The 22,815-nt window shown below is 34.4% G+C and carries 21 protein-coding genes; 1 reads left to right on the forward strand and 20 read right to left on the reverse strand.

Annotated elements, in window-relative coordinates; translation table 11 throughout:
* Nucleotides 1-12: 12 nt before the first annotated feature.
* The 19 genes from HQN86_RS16390 to HQN86_RS16475 form a co-directional block, all read right to left on the reverse strand.
* Nucleotides 13-864, reverse strand: a complete 852-nt coding sequence (locus tag HQN86_RS16390) for a dTDP-4-dehydrorhamnose reductase family protein (protein ID WP_172662009.1) — start codon at nt 862-864, stop codon at nt 13-15.
* The gene (gene wecB, locus HQN86_RS16395; protein WP_172662010.1) at nt 861-1,979 is read right to left on the reverse strand and encodes a non-hydrolyzing UDP-N-acetylglucosamine 2-epimerase; all 1,119 of its coding nucleotides are present in this window, start codon (nt 1,977-1,979) and stop codon (nt 861-863) included. Before wecB ends, HQN86_RS16390 begins: the two co-directional genes overlap by 4 nt.
* 44 nt (nt 1,980-2,023) lie before the next feature.
* Complete coding sequence (locus tag HQN86_RS16400) at nt 2,024-2,458, reverse strand: cupin domain-containing protein (RefSeq protein WP_172662011.1); 435 nt, start codon at nt 2,456-2,458, stop codon at nt 2,024-2,026.
* Between the two features lie 16 nt (nt 2,459-2,474).
* A complete protein-coding gene (locus HQN86_RS16405; RefSeq protein WP_172662012.1) occupies nt 2,475-3,515 on the reverse strand; it encodes a polysaccharide biosynthesis protein in 1,041 nt (346 codons plus the stop codon).
* Between the two features lie 38 nt (nt 3,516-3,553).
* Nucleotides 3,554-5,863, reverse strand: coding sequence for a DUF4838 domain-containing protein (locus HQN86_RS16410; protein ID WP_216854436.1), 2,310 nt, complete (start codon nt 5,861-5,863; stop codon nt 3,554-3,556).
* 113 nt (nt 5,864-5,976) lie between these two features.
* Nucleotides 5,977-7,092, reverse strand: coding sequence for a glycosyltransferase (locus tag HQN86_RS16415; protein ID WP_172662014.1), 1,116 nt, complete (start codon nt 7,090-7,092; stop codon nt 5,977-5,979).
* Complete coding sequence (locus HQN86_RS27075; RefSeq protein WP_172662015.1) at nt 7,092-7,673, reverse strand: acyltransferase; 582 nt, start codon at nt 7,671-7,673, stop codon at nt 7,092-7,094. Before HQN86_RS27075 ends, HQN86_RS16415 begins: the two co-directional genes overlap by 1 nt.
* Complete coding sequence (locus HQN86_RS16425) at nt 7,670-8,758, reverse strand: glycosyltransferase (protein WP_172662016.1); 1,089 nt, start codon at nt 8,756-8,758, stop codon at nt 7,670-7,672. Before HQN86_RS16425 ends, HQN86_RS27075 begins: the two co-directional genes overlap by 4 nt.
* Nucleotides 8,759-8,825: 67 nt before the next feature.
* On the reverse strand, nt 8,826-9,515 hold the full coding sequence (locus HQN86_RS27175; RefSeq protein WP_394367896.1) for an EpsG family protein: 690 nt from the start codon (nt 9,513-9,515) through the stop codon (nt 8,826-8,828).
* Nucleotides 9,427-10,002: an EpsG family protein gene (locus HQN86_RS27180; protein ID WP_394367895.1), complete on the reverse strand. Its 576-nt coding sequence runs from the start codon at nt 10,000-10,002 to the stop codon at nt 9,427-9,429. Before HQN86_RS27180 ends, HQN86_RS27175 begins: the two co-directional genes overlap by 89 nt.
* A 7-nt stretch (nt 10,003-10,009) precedes the next feature.
* The gene (locus HQN86_RS16435; RefSeq protein ID WP_172662018.1) at nt 10,010-11,437 is read right to left on the reverse strand and encodes a lipopolysaccharide biosynthesis protein; all 1,428 of its coding nucleotides are present in this window, start codon (nt 11,435-11,437) and stop codon (nt 10,010-10,012) included.
* A gap of 25 nt (nt 11,438-11,462) precedes the next feature.
* Nucleotides 11,463-12,380 (reverse strand): hypothetical protein, encoded by a 918-nt coding sequence (locus tag HQN86_RS16440; RefSeq protein WP_172662019.1) that lies wholly within the window; start codon nt 12,378-12,380, stop codon nt 11,463-11,465.
* Between the two features lie 11 nt (nt 12,381-12,391).
* Complete coding sequence (rfbB, locus tag HQN86_RS16445) at nt 12,392-13,447, reverse strand: dTDP-glucose 4,6-dehydratase (RefSeq protein WP_172662020.1); 1,056 nt, start codon at nt 13,445-13,447, stop codon at nt 12,392-12,394.
* A 46-nt stretch (nt 13,448-13,493) separates the two neighbouring features.
* Complete coding sequence (gene rfbC, locus HQN86_RS16450; RefSeq protein WP_172662021.1) at nt 13,494-14,060, reverse strand: dTDP-4-dehydrorhamnose 3,5-epimerase; 567 nt, start codon at nt 14,058-14,060, stop codon at nt 13,494-13,496.
* Entirely contained in the window at nt 14,057-14,935 is an 879-nt protein-coding gene (gene rfbA / locus HQN86_RS16455) for a glucose-1-phosphate thymidylyltransferase RfbA (RefSeq protein WP_172662022.1), read from the reverse strand. The genes rfbC and rfbA overlap by 4 nt, the downstream gene beginning before the upstream one ends.
* A gap of 24 nt (nt 14,936-14,959) precedes the next feature.
* Nucleotides 14,960-16,246, reverse strand: coding sequence for a nucleotide sugar dehydrogenase (locus HQN86_RS16460; protein WP_172662023.1), 1,287 nt, complete (start codon nt 16,244-16,246; stop codon nt 14,960-14,962).
* A gap of 46 nt (nt 16,247-16,292) precedes the next feature.
* The gene (locus HQN86_RS16465) at nt 16,293-17,273 is read right to left on the reverse strand and encodes an SDR family oxidoreductase (RefSeq protein ID WP_172662024.1); all 981 of its coding nucleotides are present in this window, start codon (nt 17,271-17,273) and stop codon (nt 16,293-16,295) included.
* A 31-nt stretch (nt 17,274-17,304) separates the two neighbouring features.
* Nucleotides 17,305-19,701, reverse strand: coding sequence for a GumC family protein (locus HQN86_RS16470; protein ID WP_172662025.1), 2,397 nt, complete (start codon nt 19,699-19,701; stop codon nt 17,305-17,307).
* Between the two features lie 13 nt (nt 19,702-19,714).
* Nucleotides 19,715-20,491, reverse strand: coding sequence for a polysaccharide biosynthesis/export family protein (locus HQN86_RS16475; RefSeq protein WP_172662026.1), 777 nt, complete (start codon nt 20,489-20,491; stop codon nt 19,715-19,717).
* Between the two features lie 206 nt (nt 20,492-20,697).
* Here HQN86_RS16475 and HQN86_RS16480 point away from each other — a divergent pair, with 206 nt between their 5' ends.
* Nucleotides 20,698-21,438 carry a tyrosine-protein phosphatase gene (locus HQN86_RS16480; RefSeq protein ID WP_172662027.1) on the forward strand — a complete coding sequence of 247 codons (741 nt, stop codon included), beginning with the start codon at nt 20,698-20,700 and terminating at the stop codon, nt 21,436-21,438.
* Here HQN86_RS16480 and HQN86_RS16485 read toward each other — a convergent pair.
* Nucleotides 21,413-22,807: an undecaprenyl-phosphate glucose phosphotransferase gene (locus tag HQN86_RS16485; RefSeq protein ID WP_172662028.1), complete on the reverse strand. Its 1,395-nt coding sequence runs from the start codon at nt 22,805-22,807 to the stop codon at nt 21,413-21,415. The two genes, HQN86_RS16480 and HQN86_RS16485, sit on opposite strands and share 26 nt — an antisense overlap.
* Nucleotides 22,808-22,815: the final 8 nt, after the last annotated feature.

A 22,815-nucleotide genomic window follows, 5' to 3' on the forward strand; every position in this document is an offset into this window, starting at 1 on the left:
CCAAGATTCATATTAGTAATCATATAAATTAAGGTGGTTGTCTATCCAACCCTTCATCTCTTTAATCATTACAGGGTATGTTGGCACTCTATAATCAAATTCGGTATTGGTCCTAATCAATGACTTATCAACAACATATCCATCGTAAGGCTCTATCTCAATTAAATTCTTTTTGAATACATCTTTGAATAAGTTAGTCAATTCAAATTTGTCTATTTTGCTTTCATTTACTAGATGATGTAATCCGCTGATATCTTGTTTTATGCTCTCAACTAGAGCTTTAGATAATTCTAATGTTGTTACTCCAGTCCAATATGCCCTACTATATCCTTTAATAGTCCCTTCCTGATTCATAAACCAATGAAAAAGACCAATTCCATTGTCTTTTAATTCTGGTCCTATTATAGAGGTCCTAAGAGTTAAATGTCTTCCATAAGACACTTCCCCTAATGCTTTACTCTGCGCATAAAATCCTATTCCATCTTTCTCGCTTATTTCAGTATAGCCCCCTTTCTTTCCATTGAATACACAGTCTGTACTAATATGTATCAACTTAAATCCAACTTGAGTTCCCGTTTGAGCGAGGAAATGTGGTAAATAGCTATTTAATAGAATTGCTTTATCGGGATGTTCTTCTGCATCTTTATTTAGAATTCCGATGCAATTGATAACAACATCAGGTTTTTCAATATCAAGTATCTTTTTAAGTTCTTGAAAATTTGTAACATCCATTTGATAGCTTGGCTTATGAAATTCGGTACCCCTTGCAATATCTACCAATTCAAATTTAGTATTCTCTTTGAAATAATTGTAAATCACATGTCCCGCCATGCCTTTAGATCCTATTATGAATACTTTTTTCATTTGTTCCAAGTTACTCTGTTAACAATTGATGTATAACTTTGTATAGCCCTTACTACTCTATCAGAGGTATTTTCAACTTTATATTCCCAAGGTAGTTCCTGTTTGTTGTTTTGGGTCCCCTTAACAAGTTCAATAGATTGAAGCACTTGGTCGGTACTAATTCCCCCTAACACAATTGTCCCTGCATCTATTGCTTCAGGACGTTCAGTACTTGTTCTTATACTAATCGCAGGAAAGCCCATCATAGCTGATTCTTCACTGATAGTGCCGCTATCAGACAATACAATATAAGAGTGTTGCTGCAACTTTACATAGTCAAAAAAGCCCAAGGGTTGAATATTTTGTATTAATGGATGAAATGTAATCTCTTTTTCTTTAATTCTTTTTTGGGTTCTTGGGTGAGTAGAAAATATAATGGGCATCTTATATTTCTCCGCAACTGCGTTTAGGCTAGCAGCTAAAATATCAAAGTGATCCTTAAGGTCAACATTTTCCTCACGATGGGCGCTTACAACTATGAAACCGTTTGTTTTTAAACTAAGCCTTTCCAAAACATCAGATCCATCAATATGTGAGGAATACTTAGTAAGTACCTCTCTTAGCGGAGAGCCAGTTACAAAAACATGATCTTTTCTAAATCCTTCGCTCAAAAGATATCTACGACTGTGTTCTGTATAAGTCAAATTAATATCACTTATATGATCCGATATCTTTCTATTAATTTCTTCTGGCACATTTTGATCGAAACATCTATTCCCTGCTTCCATGTGAAATATCGGGATCTTCAGTCGCTTCGCAGAAATAGTACATAAAACGCTATTTGTATCACCTAATACTAACAAAGCATCCGGCATTTCTTTCTGCAACACTTCGTAAGACTTAGCAATTACATTACCGATTGTTTCTCCTAAATGACTTCCTGCAACATTTAAGAAATAGTTTGGTTTCCTTAACTCCAAATTCTCAAAAAATATTTCATTAAGTTCATAGTCGTAGTTTTGACCTGTATGAATTAATATATGATCAAAAAAATCATCACATTTCTTTATACACTCTGCAAGTCTAATAATTTCTGGCCTTGTACCTACTATTGTTGCAACTTTCAATTTTTTCATATTTGTATTTGAATATAAGATATTCGTTTTCAGTTTAAATTTATTTACCATTTATACCACAGATCTTTCCCATATCTGAAGTCATCATTTAATGAATCATCCAATGAAAAATCCGAAAAAACCATCAATTTAGAATTTGGTAATAAAGCTTTAAAGCCAGATGCATGTCCTCCTGGAACGCTTAGCACTTCATTTTTATTCACATCCAAAACAAATTCTTCATACTCCAAATCTTCTGAGGGGTTATCCCAGTCATCCGGTTGCACTAAAATCACCTTGAATGAACCTGCTATAACATAGAACCATTTTTGTTCCTTTTTATGACCTTGCCACGCTTTCACAATATTCACGTCAGGATGTTCTGAAACATAAAAGCGTTTTATTGGCCCTAAATCAAAGTTATTAAAAAACCGCAATGAACCTCTTTGATCCGTATATATGTCTCCCTTAATAAGTTCTATTTTTTCTTCTTGAATCATAGCTATTTACACTCTACTATCCCGGATACTGGACAACATCACTTTCTCCAAACACTTCTTTTCTTATAAGTGGAAGTTTCGAAAGCAATCTCTTCATTCCCTCTACATCCTCTCTTTTCGTATTATGGGAATGGTAATCTTCAACATTTGAAATATCCTCTTCTCCTTCAGAAAAGTATTGATTATAATTTAGATCTCTATTATCAGCGGGAATTCTATAAAATTCACCCATATCCTCAGCTTTCAACATTTCTTCACGTGTACATAGGGTCTCATAAAGTTTTTCGCCATGCCTTGTTCCGATTATTTTAACTTGCGTTTGTGAGTTACACATTTCCTTTAATGCCTGCGCTAAATCTCCAATCGTCCCAGCCGGAGCTTTATTCACAAATAAATCTCCTTGGTTTCCATGTTCAAAGGCAAATAAAACGAGGTCTACTGCTTCTTCCAATGACATTAAGAAACGAGTCATATTAGGGTCAGTTATTGTAATATCATTTCCATTTTGGATCTGCTGTAGAAACAATGGAATAACGGAACCTCTTGAAGCCATTACATTTCCATATCTTGTCAAGCAAATCGTCGTTGAGTTCTCCGTAATGTTTCTTGAGGCAGCAATTGCTACTTTTTCCATTAAAGCTTTTGAGATTCCCATAGCATTTATCGGGTAAGCTGCCTTGTCAGTACTCAAACAAATAACTTTTGTAACTTTATTGGCAATTGCCGCATCAATAGTATTCTGGGTTCCAAATACATTTGTTTTTGTAGCCTCGATTGGAAAGAATTCACATGATGGGACTTGCTTTAGAGCAGCAGCATGAAAAACATAATCTACCCCGCGCATTGCTCGTTCTATGGAGTTATAATCACGAACATCTCCAATGTAGAATTTAAGTTTTGGATTATTTAATGCAACACGCATATCATGCTGTTTCTTTTCATCTCTTGAAAAAATTCTAATCTCTTTAAAATGATCAGTATGCAAAAAGCGGTGCAATACTGCATTTCCAAAAGACCCTGTCCCGCCTGATATTAGTAAAGTTTTATTCTTAAACATATTTATATTTTAATTAGGATAAATCATTAAGCTGATTATTAATTTGTTCTATTAAGTTCGATCTTATCTACCTTTAGTTTATTGACGTTTCCATTTTTATCAACAATAGAAACCCATATATATACAGCATCAGACAAGATTACAGGTGGCAATATCAGCTTTGTATAATTTACTCCAGCCAACTTAGTCACCGATATTTTATTCACTGCAATGTTCTTTTTGCTTTTAGTATCATAAATTCCAATGTTAACAAATCCTGGACTTACTAATTGTGATACCGGCTTATACAAATCCACATCTACAAAGGCAGTTACTGTCCATTTGCTATTGCTATCAAAAGCATCCTTATAGTCACCTAATAATGCTTGTATGGCCCATTGCTCGGATGTGCCATCCACAGTTGCGACCAATTTATCAGAAGCATTGTTGTCACTGGCGAACCCTGTTACGGTACCTTCCTTATAAAGTTTAAAATCTGTTTGTTGTATAACAATCCTACTATTACTTATGTCCTCATTTTTAGAATAAGATTGAGGTAGCAATTTTCTTTTATAATTATCATTAGAAATTGTTCTGTCAATATTCTTAACATTATATTTCTTTAATCTATCAAAAAGGCTGTCCACACTCGCTGAATAATTAGCCGGCCCTAAAAAAGTTTCTCTTTTTATCATAGCAGCCTTTTTATTGGGATTATAAAAGTACAACCAGGCAAAGTCAAAAGCCGTTTTCTCCTTCATCACTCTATCATAGAATGTATTGTTCGTTTTCGCTACTTTTAGTGCATTATTAAACATCGTTGTACTATTATTCAAGACATTTAATGTAATAAATGAATAGTCAGTATTAAAGGTCGTCAAACTTTTGTTACTTGCACGAAAGGAGGTATTAATCAAATTCATATATTGACTCAAATAATTTCCTCCGGCCCCATAATAATTTGTCATAAACTCATTTGTTAGCTTCTTTTGATCCAAGTTTGGATTCCAGAGCAAATGGCCTACAACCCAGGCTTGCATATCTAAAAAATAGCCAAAACCGTCTGTGTATTTATTATCTTGAATAAATACCCCTTTAACATTATTAGCGGACAAAAACTTTAAATCATCTCCAATCCGATCAAAACTTGGATGAGGCAGAATTAGATTGCGGAAATTCGTATTGTAATCCCAATAATAATTCTCTTTACTTATTTTTGCCCATTGAATTATGATATTTTTCACATCGGCATTCTGAGCACTACTTAATGGATATGCGAAGTTCAAAGTTATAGGCGCTATTCTTATTATAACATTTCCAGCAGGTTTTGTTTTAGTTGGTGGTTTTAACGAAAAATAATACGCTAACGTTTCGATTTTCTTATTAGGGTACCTCTTGCCAATCTCATTTGCAATTCTATTTACAAATCGTAAAAGTGGCCCTGAAGGCGATCCTTCTTCCTTAATAACCTTTTGACAAGCATCACAATGACAGTATCCCCTATAGTCATTTTGAGAGATTGAAACGATATTATATGAAGGATTTTCAGCTACCCACTTTAATGTATTCTTGAGAAATTCCTTATACAAAGCTTCATTAGTCATACAAAGCTGGGTAATTTGTGATTCAGGTTCCTTTGATCTGGAAGTGGAAGGAAGGTCATGATTATTAGGATCGCAGTACCACTCCGGATGTTGTCTAAAGTAAATATTCGGCGGTAATATTTTACTAAAAGTATGGACAAAGCCTAAAATTTTCTCGTTTCCACCCTGTTGAACGGTTAATTTCTGATCATCGCCATTCTCGCGAAGTGTAGAGGCAAAGACTGGGCTTGACGTTGTATTGTAAATAAAATGATTCCTGTAATTAAAGGGGGGTACATAATTTACATTGATGGCATTTAACTGGATATTTTGTTTTTTAGGAATGTACGTATTCTTTGGTGTCCACCATCTACATTCCAGATAATTCTCTAGGAATTGGTACAGTGCATTTAGAGCACCTCTTGGCCTCCCACCACTAATTATCAGATTGCCATCTAATGTTTTAATTAAGATACCATCTCTTCCCCAATTTGCAATTGTCGCCGCATTAGTATTAGTTTTAACAAAATTGGTTAATCCGACAAAAATATATTTTTTACCCTTAGCAGATGCCGCTTCACTTATAAGCTCCAATTTAACACCAGAAATTTTTAATAAATAGCTTTGAAGCTGCGAAGCTGTATAATTCTCAGAAGCAGTTGCATCAGCTGGTACAACGATGGAATAAGACGACTTCCCTGAAGCAATTAAGTTAATACCATCATCATTGGAACGACTATAGGACAATAATGGTAAGAGACACAAAAAAATAAAGGCTATTCTCATCTTATTTCTTATTAAGTTAAACATTCTGCAGATATTTATTTTAAATGAATGCGTTAATTCCATCTTCGCTATTATGATGCCAAATGGGCATAATTTCATGGATTTTGTCTTTGTTATTTTAAGGATTCATAGAAATGCTCCCATTTATAAATATTTTTCCCAATATCAAATTCACTAAGTGCTAAAGAAAGGGCATTACTTCTCATCAATCTATATTCATTCTCATTCATAGCTATAATTTGAAAGAGGGCCTCGCTTATAGCTTTCTCGGTGCAATCAACCCAAAATCCAGCATTGAAATTTTCTAAAATAGACCAGGGAGCATTTTTTGAAACAATAACAGGAGTAGCTTGACAAAGAGACTCCAGTACCACATTACCAAAGTTTTCCGACTTTGAAGGCAAAACAGTACAATAGGATTCGGAAAGGAGAATTTCTTTATCTTCACCAAAGGCTCCATCCAGTAATATTACATTATTATCCAAATCTAGCTCAGAAATTAACTTTCGTAGACCAATCAAGTATTCCGCTTCATAGTCCAACTTAGCTTCGCCACATATTACCAACTTAAACTCTTGAGTAATTTCGGCCGAAAGTTTATAATATGATCTTATCAAAAGGTCTATATTTTTTATCGGATTAATTCTACCTAAAAAAAGAATTTGCTTTTTTCTGGAGATTTCCTTTTTCTTTGGCACCTCTATATAATTTGGAAGTACGGCTATTGCTCGTGCTTTTGGAAAATAATGCTCAATTAAATCTTTCTCATAATCGTTCGTTGCATGAAAATTAAGCCTTTTCTGGAATAGTCTCAAAGTCCCAATAAATATTGATTTTATTAAGCTTTTCCTAGATAGAGCAGATGGATACAGCTCTCCCCTTGGGGAAATCAAAACTGTTTTTCTAAATAGAAGCCCAAAAAAAATGATAAAAAGTGTTGGTGAAAAGAAAATACTAGAAAAATGAACAACATCTACATTTAATAGATTACGAACCCTCTTAGGCGCAAGGAATGACAAAAGACCTCCTTCCACAAATTCAACATTTATATTGTAGTTAAGGAAGAGGGTTTGGTAGTCGATATCATTATCTGGCAATCCGTATTTGGTTGAAATTACATTTGCATGGTGCCCCATTGTCCCCATACTTTTATTTAACCAATAAAGTGTATTTGCTGGACCACCCGCCTGAGATGGATAATAACAAAGCAAAGGATAGGAAATTTTCATTATCTATTTTTAATAATTCTGGCAGGATTGCCTCCTACTATTACATTGCTTGGTATATCTTTTGTAACTATTGATCCAGCGGCTATAATTGAATTCTCGCCAATAAAATCAACCTGAGGAAGTATTATTGAGTGAGCGCCAATCCAGACATTACTCTCTATTGTTAATGGCCTCTTATTAGGTTTTGAACGCGGATCATAGCCATGATCGTGGGTCATTATATTAACCCCCTCTGAAATTAGAACGTTTTCAAGTATCAATAATTCTCCCGAAAAATCTAATATACAATCACTATTAACTTGAGATTTATTACCTATGACGAGTTTACTGTCTGAAAACTCAGTAAAAATGGTACACCTCCTACCAATTGAAATATCATTACCTAAATGTAAATTTTTAGGATGTCTAATTGAAGTCCCCAACTGAATAACAACGTTTTTCCCGCAACGCCCCATGTCCCATCTCCAGAATAGACTTGAGATTCTCTCAAATAGGGTTACAAATAAAACCTTGAATACTAAAAAAAGCATTTTAGGAATGCCAAGTGGCTTAAAATTCCAGTATTTTATTAGAAAACTCATGATAATTTAGCTAATTTATTTAAGAGGAGCTGTTCATGCCTTAAGGAATCTCCATTTATAATATCTGAAATGGTGTTCTGTCCCTGCGTTCCAATTTGGGACATCAGCTTTAGATCTGATAACCCATTAAAAACGATTTCGCCAGATCCTTCACCATTCTTACATGGTATTTCAATACAATTATACTTGCTTATCATCCTTCCAGGAATACCTCCGACAAAAGTTGTAAATATTGGCAATGAGCTAGCCATTGCCTCGTAAAGAACCCTTGGAAATCCCTCGTCGTGCGATGTGAATATAAAAGCATTAGCCGCCCGATAAAAATTCATCAATACATCTTTGTCAGAGATCTGACCATGTAGTTTTACATCATTTTCTAGACCCTTGTTAGCAATAAGATTACCCATTTGGCTATATAGATCACCTCCTCCAATAATATTTAATGTAAATTCAATATTTCGTTGTTTCAAGAAGCTCGCTATCTCAAGTAATTCATAGATTCCTTTTCTCTCCTCAACGCGGCCGACAAATAGTAAGTTCCATTTTTCTGGCTTGGAGTAATCTCGATCCAAAAAAAGATCCTCTTTCTTAATCGAAATCATTGGCGTAATAATTTCTACATCGTCACAATATGTAGTTAAATCGCTAATAAAATGAGGCGATACGGTTAAGATAAATTTGATACTTCTTAGTATATTTTCATCTAGTTTATACTGTTTATAATATTGACCTCTGATATAAAGTCCAGTTCTTTTTTTTAATATGATTGAGATTAGTCCAGCAATCCTACCCAATGTCCCAGGAAAAAAAATGTATATAAAATCGGATTTTTTAATTAACCTGAAAAGTCGAAATAAACCATTAAAACTCTTATTATTATGAATTAACTCATGTTTAATTGCATTTGACTTTAGGTCGAAATTCTGCAAGTTATTATTTGAATCAAATTTTGTAACATTTTGCACGAATGTCACATCGTGAAACTCCTTGATTTTCAATAAAAAATCACCTGTATGATTATTTATAAAAAATTTTTCATTGTTGTCGATACCCGTAGAGCCATTCCCAATAACCAAAACTCTCATATATTATAATTAGTCGATCTTATTAAAAGTGTAACCATATTTCTTTGCCTTTATATCTCTTAATTATCTAATCTCTATTTAAAGATTCTTTCTGACCTTCTCTAAATATTATATCTCTAAATCTGTACTCCTCCTTATTAAAGATTGAAGTATATGGATAATACAAATTATATCGATGTGTACCGTTATAAAATTTTGAGGTATCAGCGCTATAATATCTAATTTTAGGAATAGTAGAAACTAATAAAATCAGGAAAACGACCTGGCCACTTAATTGAGAAAAAGTTCTTCTTTGATAAAGAGTATTCAAAAAGTCGGCGAAATATATTATCATAAACGGTGTTAGATAATTCAACATTCTAGCAAATCCTGAAATTGAAACAACTATCATTACTAAAACAAAATACAGCATGTGTAGCTCCTCAAAGAGTTGTTTCCGTCGACGTATTTTATTATTTAATGCAACAACTAAATAGGGTAAAAAGGCATAATAAAAAAATATATTAAGCATGCCATTTATATCTGTTTTAAATTCTGAATACGTCTCAAACCTATTTGACAACCTTTCCGAGAAAAGAATTGTTTGTATTAATGTGGGGAAGTAGTTTAATATTGCATTAAGAATCACAAATCCGATGATAAGTAGGCCTATACTCCTTTTATCAATTCTAATATTTCTGAATAAGGGAAACGTAAAAATTATAATTGCGGATGAATGAAAGAGGAAAGCGACAGCTGCTAATGAATAATATTTGATCCATTTTTTCTCCTTTAAAAATGGATAAGCCAATAAAAAAAAAACAAATTGCGAGAGATTCTCTCATAATTTCCGTGTTGAAATAAATGTAGAAGAAGATAAAGTATACCAAGATTGCAGTGAATCGAAACGAAGTATACTTACTAACAAAACGAAAAAATATAATATTGAGAATTATCGCATGAAGAAATTGAAAAAAGGTAAAGTCGTTAATGATTGATTTTGAAATTGAGGATAATATCACCCAAAACGGGTCCCATTTGCTATTGGCAAAATCATACCTTGGAAGGTCTGAAATAAATGGATAGTCTTTAAAAAAATCAAAATAGGCAAGAGTATCTCCTCCAACTTTATATCTAAATCCTGATAGTGCAATTAATATCAACAGAACAGTCAAGTACCAAAAATTCTCTCCCCCTTTTTGATTATTAAAATCAAAATGGAAGGATAATAGTAATAATAATAATAAAATAAGTATATAAATCATTAGATTATTAGTTGGTCAAATTTAAGTTACTATCATTTATATTCTGATTCTTAAATGAAGTGTAATACTTCCAAAAGGCAAATCCATAAATGCCTATAACCATCAAAGAAATTAACACTCTAATGGATAAGGATGGGAGGCCATACATAGATCCTATTGAAAGAATATATGCTGGCAAAGCTAATAAAACAAATTTTACAACACTAAATGGAATAAAATACAATCGATTAGATACTACCCAACTTACTATCAATAAGAATGTATTGGTAATAAGCATTGAATAGACAACCCCATAAATACCATATATTCTTATAAACACGTATAAGCTCACTACGTTTATTATAACAGACATGAAAAAGGTATATGAAAGATACTTAGTCTTTTCCATATGTTTTGGACCTATATCAACTATTTCTTTAAAAATAAACAAGGAAAAATATAAAGATAGACCACCTACGTAGTGATAGGATTCTTGAAACTCGGCAGAGGCAATAATAAGCACCAGTTCCTTTGAAAATAGTGCAATCAATGCCACCAATAAAAACACTGGGGATGCAACTAGGAGCAAAACTCTTGGGAACAATGCCTTGTGACTAGGTTTTTTGAGCTGCTCAAACATAAATGGCGCCCAAGCCATAATAAATGCTGAATAAACTAACTGTATCGCTGATGCGAGTTTTAAAGAAAGCGAATAAAGCCCTATTGAGGCGATTGTTAGATATCCCACCATAAAAAATCTATTGGCATAGGAAAGTAATACACTTCCTACTCTCGCGGGAAAAAAAGGCAAAGCATACTTAATTGACCTTGTGAATAAGCCAGAGGAAACTTCAAGAACTAGAAATTTTCGAATAGAGAAAAATAAAAAAGTTGTTGAGGCTGCTAACCCTATTAACTGAGCATAAAAGACACCATTAATCCCCTGCTTTAACCAAACCACAAATATCATGACTGAAATAAGCGACATAGCAACTTTTGTTGCAATCAGCAAGACGAACCTAACATTTTCTTTTTCATATCTCAAGAGAATATAACCTATCATTGAAAAATTGGTTAGTGGTAGTTGCCAAGATGCCAATTTAATTAGCGTAGAATAATTTGCTGTTTTAAAAATTAATAATGAGATTTGAGAGGAAAAAATTGTAAGGATTAAGGCTACTGATAAAGATAAAACCACTATAACAAAAAAGATGGTCGAGATATATACTTTTTTTGTCCTTCCTTCAAATTCATAATAATATCGCTGTAAAGCAGACTCAAGTTGAAGAACAGCAAAAATAGAAGCCATACCTAATACAACTTGAATTAAATCAATAACGCCGAATTCAACCTTCGTAAAGAATCTTGTATAAATCGGTATTAGCATAAAAGCTATGAGCTTTTCTATTGTTGTGGCCAAACCAAATGAAAAAAAAGACTTAATGAATTCGCGCATGTATTACTTATATTTTAATATTTATTTATTGGATAAAGAAACGTCTCAACCAGTTAACAAAATTGTATCTTTCCACAATCTCGGGATTGATGGGTTGATAAGGTGTATTTAAAAACGTGCTTAAATTCTGGATGTTATCTACATCTAGAATAAATATATTATCAGCATTATAAAAATCGTTCAAAATAATGGTTCTGTCGTTAGTTATCAATTTCTTATTAAAAAATATTGATTCCATCACTCTAAGCGTAAGCCCTTCCTGACCTTCTTGAACATAATCTAAAATCGCCTTACTTTTAGATACTAGTTCTAAATAATTAGGATAACTTATAGGCGGAAACGCCCCATTATACGTTCTTTTACTCCAGGAATCATCAACAATATAGAAGTGCGTATTCGCACCTGATATTGAGATATTCTCATTAATTTTATTTAAAGCAGACCGCCTACCCTTATCTACTCCAACGAAAACTATATCGTAAACGGCCGCAGCGAAAGGGAGTTTTATCGAATTAAAATAGAAAGTAGTATTATATTTCATGCCATAATGCATGCAGTCATTCTTATCAAATGACCATTTTTCACACAAATCATCAGGTATTTCGGCGGGTTTAATACCTCTAAATACTGGATTCCAATACCAAAATATTATTCTAACGTTGGCTTTTTTTTCTTTAATATATTCAACTGCTTCAAATGGATTTGTAGAAAAAAAAATTACAGTTTCAATATCACTAAGATTACCTTTCCATTCATCAAACCACAAAGATTTAGAAACATTAAGTTTGATCAATATTTTTCTTATGACTTTTAAAAAAAAGGGAATTTGCTTATAAACAGGATACGCAGGAATTCCTTCCTTAAAGAAAAGGGGCACAAAATAACCAACCGAATTATAAATTAGTATTGTTTTTGAGGTAGAATGGTTTCTATATTTTTCCATCAGGTGAAATCCTATCTCTTGACATATTGGTCTTGGTAATATTTCAAATAACCGCCGCTAGTTACGTCGTCTAACCAAGCGGTATTCGCTAGATACCAATCAACTGTTTTTTCTAACCCCTCTTCGAATTGAAGACTTGGCACCCAATCTAATTCTTTCTGCAATTTACTTGAATCAATTGCATATCTTATATCATGTCCTGCTCGATCCTTTACAAAGGAAATTAATTTTTCAGAAGAGCCAGCAACTCGCTTCAATTTCCCATCCATGATTTTACATAACAAGATAATTAAGTCGATATTCTTCCACTCGTTATGTCCTCCAATATTAAATGTTTCTCCACTCTTACCTTTGTGAAAAATAACATCAATCGCCCTGGCATGGTCCTCAACCCATAACCAATCTCTAATATTCTCCCCCTTTCCATAAACAGGAACAGATTTGTTATTCAATAAATTATTAATAGCAAGAGGAATCAATTTCTCCGGGAAATGATGAGAGCCATAGTTATTCGAGCAGTTTGATATTACCGCATTTATTCCATATGTATCATGATAAGCCCTCACAAAATGATCTGAACTCGCTTTTGACGCTGAATAAGGAGAATGTGGATCATATCTCGTTTCTTCTGTAAATAGACCTTCTTCACCTAAAGCACCATAAACTTCATCTGTTGAAACGTGATAAAATCGATTCTCATTATAATTACCTACCCAATACTTCTTTGCTGCATTTAAAAGATTTACTGTCCCCAACACATTTGTCATTACAAATTCTGTAGGATTACTTATAGAGCGGTCGACATGTGATTCTGCTGCTAAATGAATAATATTGTCAGGTTTCTCTTTATTGAAAAATGAATCTATAAATTCCACATCCGTTATATCTCCCTTAACAAATCTGTAATTCGGTTGATTTTCAATATCTTTAAGATTAGCCAAGTTACCAGCATAAGTCAATTTGTCTAAATTTATTATCTGATATTCTGGATAACCACTTACAAATCTCCGAATAACATGTGAACCAATAAATCCTGCTCCACCCGTAACAACTATCTTTTTATTCATTTTCTTATTATTTATTGCCCTACATTAGGAGCTATCTAATCAGGTTTTAATACTGTTTCACTGTGTAATCAAATTGAGATTCGAGCTCATCAAAGCAACGGCTATTCTTGTCCTTTTCTGAAAGCGTAATTTGATCATCAGATAATATCCAATCTATTGCTAGCATCGGATCATTCCATAAAATCGCTCCTTCAGCCTGTGGATTATAGTAATTGTCACACTTATATTGAAATATAACTTCTTCGGATAATACAACAAAGCCATGAGCAAACCCCCTTGGAACAAAAAACTGAAGTTTATTTTCCTCATTCAACTCAACTGCAACATGTTTTCCATATGTAGGTGAAGCTTTTCGAATGTCAACCGCTACATCTAAGACTCGACCTTTTATAACCCTTACTAATTTGGATTGCGCATATGGCGGATTTTGGAAATGAAGCCCCCTTAAAACACCGAAAGAAGATTTAGACTCATTATCTTGAACGAATTTTGTCTCAACAACCTTGTTGAACTGATTCTCAGAAAAAGATTCAAAAAAGTAACCTCTACTATCAGAATATATTTTTGGTTCAATGATGACAACATCCTCAATATCTGTTTCGATTATTTTCATTTTCTTTCCGCTATTTTAATTAAATATTTGCCGTATTCATTCTTCATCATAGGTTTCGCAAGCTCGAAAAGCTTTTCCTTCGTTATCCAATTGTTTTTAAATGCAATTTCCTCCAAGCAGGCAATTTTCAATCCTTGCCTTTTTTCTAATACTTCAACAAACGTTGAAGCTTCCGATAGTGAATCATGTGTTCCAGTATCCAACCACGCGAATCCCCTTCCCAATAATTGCACTTTCAACTCATTAAGTTCTAAAAACACTTGGTTTACTGTCGTAATCTCCAATTCACCTCTGCTAGAAGGCTTTATCTGCTTTGCAACTTCAATAACCTTGTTTGGAAAAAAGTAAAGCCCAACTACAGCATAATTAGATTTAGGTTTTTCAGGTTTTTCTTCCAACGAAAGAACATTCCCCTCGGTATCAAATTCAGCAACCCCATATCTATCAGGATCATTCACATAATAGCCAAAAACTGTTGCTTTGTTCCTCAATACAACATTATCAACGGCCTCGTTTAATGTTCTAGAAAAATTATGTCCATAAAAAATATTATCTCCTAATATTAAACAAACAGAATCATCTCCAATAAATTTCTCTCCAATAATGAAAGCTTGTGCAAGACCATCAGGAGTCGGTTGTTCTGCATACTCAAAATTTACACCAAAATCCGATCCATCACCCAATAAACGTTTGAATCCAGGCAGATCCTGAGGAGTAGAGATAATCAGTATTTCACGTATTCCAGCCAACATTAAAACCGAAATCGGATAAAAAATCATTGGCTTATCATAGATTGGTAGCAGCTGCTTTGAGATTCCTTTTGTTATTGGATATAATCTAGTTCCAGAACCTCCTGCTAATACAATGCCCTTCATAATTAAATTATTTATTAATATTGACTACAATCTGCCATCAGCCTGGCTAAGAATTCCCTTTACATCATAAATAATCCTATTTGTTTTGCAAAGACTGTCTAAATCCAGCGAAGCGAACTCAGAATGGGAAACAGCCAAAATTACTGCGTCGAAATCTCTCTCCCCATTTAATACATTTATGCAGTCCCATCCATATTCATGTTTAACATCTGATGGCTTTGCCCAAGGATCGAATATTGTTATATCTGTATCATAATCCTTTAATGTATTTAATACATCAACAGCTTTCGTATTTCTGACGTCTGGGCAATTTTCTTTGAAGGTTATTCCTAGCATCAGAATCTTTGCTCCTTTCACCGCAATATCTCTCTTCACCATCAATTTTACGACTTCATGAGCCACATACTCTCCCATCCCGTCATTTAATCTTCTTCCTGCTAAAATGATCTCTGGATGATAACCATGTTCTTGAGCCTTTTGAGCCAGATAGTATGGATCTACACCGATGCAGTGTCCACCGACTAAACCTGGTTTAAATGGCAAAAAATTCCACTTGGTACTTGCAGCTTCAAGAACTGCATGAGTATCAATATTTAGCTTATTAAAGATCTTGGCTAATTCATTTACAAAAGCTATGTTAATATCACGTTGAGAGTTTTCAATTACTTTTGCGGCTTCAGCTACCTTTATTGAAGGGGCCAAATGGGTGCCTGCTATAATTACGGATTTATAAAGATCATCAACCTTTTTGCCTATTTCAGGAGTCGAGCCAGAGGTAACTTTTAGTATCTTCTCTACAGTATGTTCCTTATCTCCCGGATTTATACGCTCAGGTGAGTATCCTGCAAAAAAATCTTTATTAAAAATCAAGCCTGAAACCCGTTCTAGCACCGGAACACATTCTTCTTCAGTAACTCCCGGATATACTGTTGATTCATAAATAACTATATCTCCGGCTTTTAAAACTTTTCCGACTGTTTCACTTGATTTATACAATGGTGTGAGGTCCGGTCTATTATTTTTATCAACAGGAGTTGGAACGGTTATAACATAAACATTACAACCTTTAATATCATCTAAATTTGATGAACAGAATAATCCATTAGAAAAAGATGGCTTGGCAACTAGAACTGATTTCAAAACTTCACTCGAAACTTCAAGGGTATTATCAATTCCAGAATTTAATTCTTCAATTCTAGCTTGATTGATATCAAACCCAATTACTGGATATTTTGTTGCAAATAAACGAGCCAAAGGTAGACCCACATAGCCAAGGCCAATTACTGCGATTTTAATTTGTGAGGATGACATATGATATTCTATAAATAAAATGTAAGGTGTAAATGAGATTGAGTAATTATTTTAAGTTATTCCAGTACCAAAGAACCGCTTCTTTCAAGCCATCCTTTATTTTATGTGTTGGTTTATAATTTAAGATACTTTCTGCCTTTTCTATGCTTGCTAATGAATGAGGGATATCGCCTTGGCGATTAGGTCCGTAAACCACGTTCACATCAGCGATTTTAGAGTCATATCTCACTAAAAATTCCTTTATATAACCAGTTAATTCATTTAGGGTTGTCCGATCGCCTACTGCAGTATTATATACTGTGTTTATAGCCTCAGAATTTTCTGTAAGCATCGCGAGTTCATTCATCTGAATTACATTGTCAATGTAAGTAAAGTCACGTGAGTAATCGCCAGTTCCATTAATTACAGGACTTTCATAATTCATAAATTGCATAGTGAATTTCGGAATTACTGCTGCATAGGCACCTTTAGGGTCTTGATGACGACCAAACACGTTAAAGTAACGAAGTCCAATTGTTTCTAGTCCGTAGGTTTTACTAAAAATATCGGCATATAATTCATTCACAAATTTAGTGATTGCATAAGGAGATAAAGGTTTGCCGATCTTGTCTTCTACCTTTGGCAGAGCTTCAGAATCTCCATAAGTAGAGGAACTTGCAGCATAAACAAATCGCTTAACATTAGAATCTCTAGCTGCAACTAACATGTTTAAGAATCCTGATACATTAACCTCATTGGAGGTAATTGGGTCATTAATTGATCTAGGAACCGAACCCAATGCTGCTTCATGCAAAACATAATCCACGCCATTTGTTGCACTAATACAATTTTCCAAACTACGAATATCACCTTCAATTAATTGAAAATTGGCATTCTCTAGGAATGGCTCAATATTATGTCTATGTCCAGTAGAGAAATTATCTAGAACACGTACTTTGTATCCCTTTTTTAGGAAATATTCACACAAATTAGACCCAATGAAGCCTGCGCCCCCTGTAATCAAAATTGTTTTTAAACTATTGCTCATTATTTATTGATCAATTATAAATCGTTATATGTTAAAACCGTTTTAATAAATCTTTCAGAACTGCAGATAAGCCCTTTTTCTCATGTTTTACATCATCTGAATAGTAACCGTAGCCATAACCATAACCGTAGCCATAACCGTAACCATATTGGCCGCCCAATTGGATTCCGTTCAAAATAACATTTAGTTTAGGGAATTTCAGTCCTCGATATAATTCATCTAGGTTTTTGATCTGCTCTTTGAATGTTACATCTTGACGAACAAGATATATAGTTGCATCGGCCAATCTAGCAAGAATTTGAGCGTCAGTCACTAACCCTACTGGTGGGGTATCAATTAAAACTTCATCGAAATTTTCCTTTAAATAGTTTACTAAAACTTCAATTTCAGGTTGAATAAGCAATTCAGAAGGATTAGGAGGTATAGGCCCAGATCCTATGACATATAAGTTACCACTTTCTGATGCAGGTTGTATTATCTCTTGAACTGTAGCTTTACCTATTAAATAATTACTTAACCCTACTTTATTTTCTAACGCCAGGTATTTACTTACTTTAGGTTTACGTAAGTCCAATTCTAGTAATACAGTCTTTTTTCCGCTTATTGCTAATGCCGTTGCAATATTACTGGAAACAAAACTTTTTCCTTCTCCAGACATACTGGATGTAAGTAGAGTAACATTGCCCTTACCTGGCACCTTTTTACCATGCAGAAACTGCATATTAGTACGAATGGACCGAAACTGCTCGGCAATAGCCTTCCTACTATTTACATGAACTACAATTGGATCTGTACTTTCATTATAAAAAATCTCTCCAAGTATCGGGGTAGAAGTTAAATTAGATATATCAGATGAACTTTCTATTCTGTTATTAAGCAGTTCCTTTAAATAAATATAACTAACAGGTAACATTATACCAGCTACTAGGCTAAGTAAATAAACAAATATTCTCTTTGGTTTAACGGGATATTTAGATGAGAAAGCTGAGTCCACAATCCTACTATCGGCAACAGCTGATGCATAAGACAAAGCCGCTTCTTCTTTCTTTTGTAATAAATAAAGGTATAGCGTCTCTTTAATACTTTGTTGTCTTTTAATACTAATTAATTGTCTCTCTTGTCCGGGAATTTTCTTGATAGAACCTTGAAACTGAGAATCGTTACCTTGAAGCTCTTTCTTTGTATTATTTAAAGATTTAGATATATTTTCTATATTAGATTTGATTCCTGCTCTCGTGGTTTCAATCTGCTTTATTAGGGGCACCACGAGTGGGTTTCCTTCAGTTGTAGTAGATAGTAATTGATCACGTTGAAGTTGCAATTCGCTTAATTTCGTTATCTGTCCTAACAAAACAGGATCATTTATTCCAAGAGTACTAGGGAGTTTTTCCTGCATTGAATTTGAATTCACGTAGCGATTAACATCATTAATAACACTTATCTGTAAATTAATCTCATTTAACTTTGCGTCATTAGCTTTAACATTCTCCAAATAGAGATTAGCTTCTGAACTTATATCAGTAAGGCCAAGATTACTTTTAAAACCTTCCACATCTTTTTCAACATCAGTCAACTCTCCACTAATGAGCTTTAATCGCTCATCTATAAATTGAATAGTACTTTGTGTTGTTCTATTTTTATCAGCTAGAGCAGCTTCATTGTAAACTTGAACTAAGGTGTTTAAAATGTCTTTCCCGCGCTGAGGAACTGTGGTTTGGAATGAAAGGCTTAAAACTGTGGATTGTTTGGTCGATAAGTTCACGTTTAGTTGTTCTAAACATTGATCAACGGTTGATTGCGGGTCGCTTATCGTAATATTAAGCGCCTTATCCTTCCACTTACTAAAGCGCGGATTACGATCGATCTTATATACTCCTAAAATATTCCTTTGAAGTACATTGAGCATCCCTTTAACTTTCGTGCCTGTTTCTTTATCTTCAATTAAGTAGGTATTCGCCGACGGAAAGCTTAACGACAAGCTTTTATCATACCAAGCGCTATCAATCTGAACAACGCCAATATTAACGGGCTTAGTAAAGTAAATATCTGAATTAATTACTCGACCTTCAGCTCTAAATGTAATCATCAGGTTTAACCGGTCGACAACCTTACGCATTAGAGCCTTAGATTTTAAAATTTCGATTTCATTATCAACTACCTTTGAACTCCCAAATATGTCAAGTTCATTCAGCAAATCACCTCCAGGTGTAGCTCCCTTCTTTTCATCTTTAATTAACAGAGTACTATTTACTGCGTAAACTTCTTCTGTATATCTTAAGTAAAACAAAGCCAATACAACGCAGAGTATTATTCCAACCGCGAAAACTGGCCAATGGTATATATATTTAGCTATAAGCTCTTTAATATTAATAGGTCTATCAACTCCCTCTATTCTAGAGTCGGACCTATATTCTTCGGTGTTAGCCATTATTAAAACAATTTTAAAAACGAGAAATTATTAATGCGATTACAGAAAGAGCTGAAAGTACAATACTTACATTCCTGTAACTGGAATCTACACTTGCATATTTTGCATTTCCTGGTTGGATGTATAGTACATCATTATTTTGCAAATAATAATAGGGGGAATTGAACAATTCCTTGCTTTGCATATCTAACCTGATATATTGTCTCTTCCCATCCGTTTCCCTAATTAACAGAACATTGTTTCTTGTAGCTGTAATAGTTAAATCTCCAGCCATACTTAAAGCTTCAGAAACGTTGACTCTCTCATTACTAACAGGATAAACTCCAGGCTTAGCAACATCGCCAAGCACGGAGACTCTGAAATTCACAAGCCGAATACTGACAACAGGTTCTTTCAGATATGTTATTAATTTTCCCTGTATTAATTCTCTTGCAGCAGTTGTGGTGAGTCCTTCAACTTGTACAGCACCTATTAAAGGTAGTTGAATGGCTCCTTTTTCATCGACCATAAAGCCATTCGCTGTAATAGCAGGATTAATATTTGTAGCTACATTTCCTTGGATGGAACTTGTTGTCCCCATATTAAATATAGCAGAAGCTTCCGGATTTAAACTACTTACGGTGATGGCTAAAATATCATTTTTTTGAATCTTCAAAATAGTTTGATTCTTTATCTGTTCTTGGATCAGAGAATCCTGAGGTAAATCAGTAAAGTATGGTACCGTTTTATATTTCACACCACATGAACTCATAAAGAACACTGCGACAATTAAATAAAAGAATTTTCTCATAGGCTTGAATAGCACAATTTTATAAATTTTTCAAAGATAACACTTAAGTTTTACTCCTCTATGATAAATAATCATTAATTAAGAGTCCAATACTGTACAGATTATCCCTGTTGACAATTCAAAGCCCCATTCACAAAATCCATACCATAAAGTTTTAAATTTTATACTTAGCTTCGTATTGATTAATTATAATAAAAAAAGATTCCATGTTTTTTTTCAATCGTTCCAATAAATCTAAGTACGCTGATTTTAGCTCAATAGGCATTGACATGCATTCTCACCTAATTCCAGGGGTTGACGATGGCTCAAAGGACATACAAGATAGTATTCAATTAATTTCCGGATTAAAAGAATTAGGTTTTCATCATCTGATTACCACACCGCACACTTTACAAGACATCCATCCCAATACCACCGAAACTTTAAAAAATGGGCATTCATTACTGGAAGGCAAGTTGCCTGATGGAGTTACCTTAAACCTGTCATCCGAATATTATCTTGATGAGCAGTTTCATGACCAACTAAGTCAAGGGAATTTAATGCCATTGCCCGGTAACAGGTTGTTGGTAGAATTCAGCCAGATTTCAAGACCCCACGATCTGGAAGAAGTATTTTTTGACCTAGGGATTAAAGGTTATCAGGTTATCCTTGCTCACCCAGAACGATATTTATTCTTTCACAAACAATTTGATTATTACAAACGAATTAAAGAAATGGGCGTTGAATTGCAGGTAAATGCGCTATCACTAACAGAACATTATGGCAAAAACATTAAATCAATTGCAGAAAAGTTAATCGAAAAAGACATGATTGATTTTATTGGAACAGATATCCACCACGTTAGGCATCTGGAAGGTTTAAAAAGAGTTCCATTAACAAAGCATTTCGAACGTTTGGTAGACAGTGGGTTACTAAAGAATGCTACCTTGCATTCTCGTGGCCAGTAAGCACTTGCCAGGCCGTTAAGAATACAATCTTTAAATCCAGCAGAAAGGACCAGTTTTCCAAATACCAGATATCGGCTTCAACCCTTGCGGCCATAGAATCATCGATTTTAGTTTCACCCCTGAATCCTTTAACCTGTGCCCAACCGGTAATGCCTGGCAACAAAAAATGCCTGACCATAAACTGGTCTATAATGGCGGAATATTCCGCAGTATGCTGCAACATGTGTGGCCTGGGGCCAACCACAGACATCTCTCCCATCAACACATTAAAAAACTGAGGCAACTCATCAATGCTGTTCTTACGCATAAACGCACCAATTTTAGTAATCCGGTCATCGTGTTTAGTTGCCTGCTTGCAATCTGCATCCGAATTCACCTTCATGCTTCTGAATTTGAGACAATAAAAGGGCTGGTTATCTTTTCCCGATCGCAGCTGCTTAAAAAAAACAGGGCCTTTTGATTCGAATTTGATCAAAATAGCCATAAGCGGCAGCATCCAGCTCATCACAAAAACAATGACAATAAGCGAGAACACCACATCAAAGATTCGTTTAACCACCTGGTTAATCATGATCTCCAAAGGCTCCATGCGCTGACTTAATATGGGTATATGCCCATACACCTGTACTTTAACATTCTTTTTAAAATAGTGCTTTATATCGGGTACAAGCTTAAAACGGATCATCTCCTTATCCGCCTCCCGCATCAGGGTATTTATCTTATCCAATGAACTATCGGGTAATGTGCAAAAGATCTCCCTGATACTGCTCCCCTTAACGTACTCGATGCAGTCGCTTACCTTACCCAAAATATTAAAGCCCTCATCGTCATCCTCAATATGATCGTCAAAAAAACCAACCACCTTATAACCCAGATGCGTATCAAACTCCATATGTTTTTTAAGCGCCAAACCCAATGGGCCTGCTCCTACTATAACCACCTTCTTGTAATTGATTAGACTTTCTCTCCTGGAACGACGAAACAGCAAAAACACAATCTTTCCGACAAGGAATAGGCCCGAAAACACGACAAAAGTAAACGACAGCAATTGATAAGATTGGTTTAGGTCTTTGATGGTATAGATCAATATGCTCATGAAGGCTGCAAACAAAAGCAAGGACCCTAAAGCCTGCTTAATGGTTGGAATGGCATCCTTAACAAAAATATCACTATATAAACGGGTGAGTTGTGTTACATTAAACCATACAAAATTGATGAGGAGGACATTCAATAAATTGATATGCTGAAGATCTGCAAAGCCAACGCTTTGATAGGTCATCACATAACCAATATAACCCGCCAGGTTGATCAGAAACAAGTCAATCAATATACTTATTACTTTATAATAAGTCCGGTACTGTTCATTCATAGATAAGT

The organism is Pedobacter panaciterrae (genome assembly GCF_013204795.1).
Taxonomy (GTDB): Bacteria; Bacteroidota; Bacteroidia; order Sphingobacteriales; family Sphingobacteriaceae; genus Pedobacter; species Pedobacter panaciterrae.

Coding starts and splice junctions, on each gene's coding strand:
- HQN86_RS16390 (WP_172662009.1), bottom strand. CDS start 864: ATGAAAAAAGTATTCATAATAGGATCTAAAGGCATGGCGGGACATGTG.
- wecB (WP_172662010.1), bottom strand. CDS start 1,979: ATGAAAAAATTGAAAGTTGCAACAATAGTAGGTACAAGGCCAGAAATT.
- HQN86_RS16400 (WP_172662011.1), bottom strand. CDS start 2,458: ATGATTCAAGAAGAAAAAATAGAACTTATTAAGGGAGACATATATACG.
- HQN86_RS16405 (WP_172662012.1), bottom strand. CDS start 3,515: ATGTTTAAGAATAAAACTTTACTAATATCAGGCGGGACAGGGTCTTTT.
- HQN86_RS16410 (WP_216854436.1), bottom strand. CDS start 5,863: ATGAGAATAGCCTTTATTTTTTTGTGTCTCTTACCATTATTGTCCTAT.
- HQN86_RS16415 (WP_172662014.1), bottom strand. CDS start 7,092: ATGAAAATTTCCTATCCTTTGCTTTGTTATTATCCATCTCAGGCGGGT.
- HQN86_RS27075 (WP_172662015.1), bottom strand. CDS start 7,673: ATGAGTTTTCTAATAAAATACTGGAATTTTAAGCCACTTGGCATTCCT.
- HQN86_RS16425 (WP_172662016.1), bottom strand. CDS start 8,758: ATGAGAGTTTTGGTTATTGGGAATGGCTCTACGGGTATCGACAACAAT.
- HQN86_RS27180 (WP_394367895.1), bottom strand. CDS start 10,002: ATGATTTATATACTTATTTTATTATTATTATTACTATTATCCTTCCAT.
- HQN86_RS16435 (WP_172662018.1), bottom strand. CDS start 11,437: ATGCGCGAATTCATTAAGTCTTTTTTTTCATTTGGTTTGGCCACAACA.
- HQN86_RS16440 (WP_172662019.1), bottom strand. CDS start 12,380: ATGGAAAAATATAGAAACCATTCTACCTCAAAAACAATACTAATTTAT.
- rfbB (WP_172662020.1), bottom strand. CDS start 13,447: ATGAATAAAAAGATAGTTGTTACGGGTGGAGCAGGATTTATTGGTTCA.
- rfbC (WP_172662021.1), bottom strand. CDS start 14,060: ATGAAAATAATCGAAACAGATATTGAGGATGTTGTCATCATTGAACCA.
- rfbA (WP_172662022.1), bottom strand. CDS start 14,935: ATGAAGGGCATTGTATTAGCAGGAGGTTCTGGAACTAGATTATATCCA.
- HQN86_RS16460 (WP_172662023.1), bottom strand. CDS start 16,246: ATGTCATCCTCACAAATTAAAATCGCAGTAATTGGCCTTGGCTATGTG.
- HQN86_RS16465 (WP_172662024.1), bottom strand. CDS start 17,273: ATGAGCAATAGTTTAAAAACAATTTTGATTACAGGGGGCGCAGGCTTC.
- HQN86_RS16470 (WP_172662025.1), bottom strand. CDS start 19,701: ATGGCTAACACCGAAGAATATAGGTCCGACTCTAGAATAGAGGGAGTT.
- HQN86_RS16475 (WP_172662026.1), bottom strand. CDS start 20,491: ATGAGAAAATTCTTTTATTTAATTGTCGCAGTGTTCTTTATGAGTTCA.
- HQN86_RS16480 (WP_172662027.1), top strand. CDS start 20,698: ATGTTTTTTTTCAATCGTTCCAATAAATCTAAGTACGCTGATTTTAGC.
- HQN86_RS16485 (WP_172662028.1), bottom strand. CDS start 22,807: ATGAATGAACAGTACCGGACTTATTATAAAGTAATAAGTATATTGATT.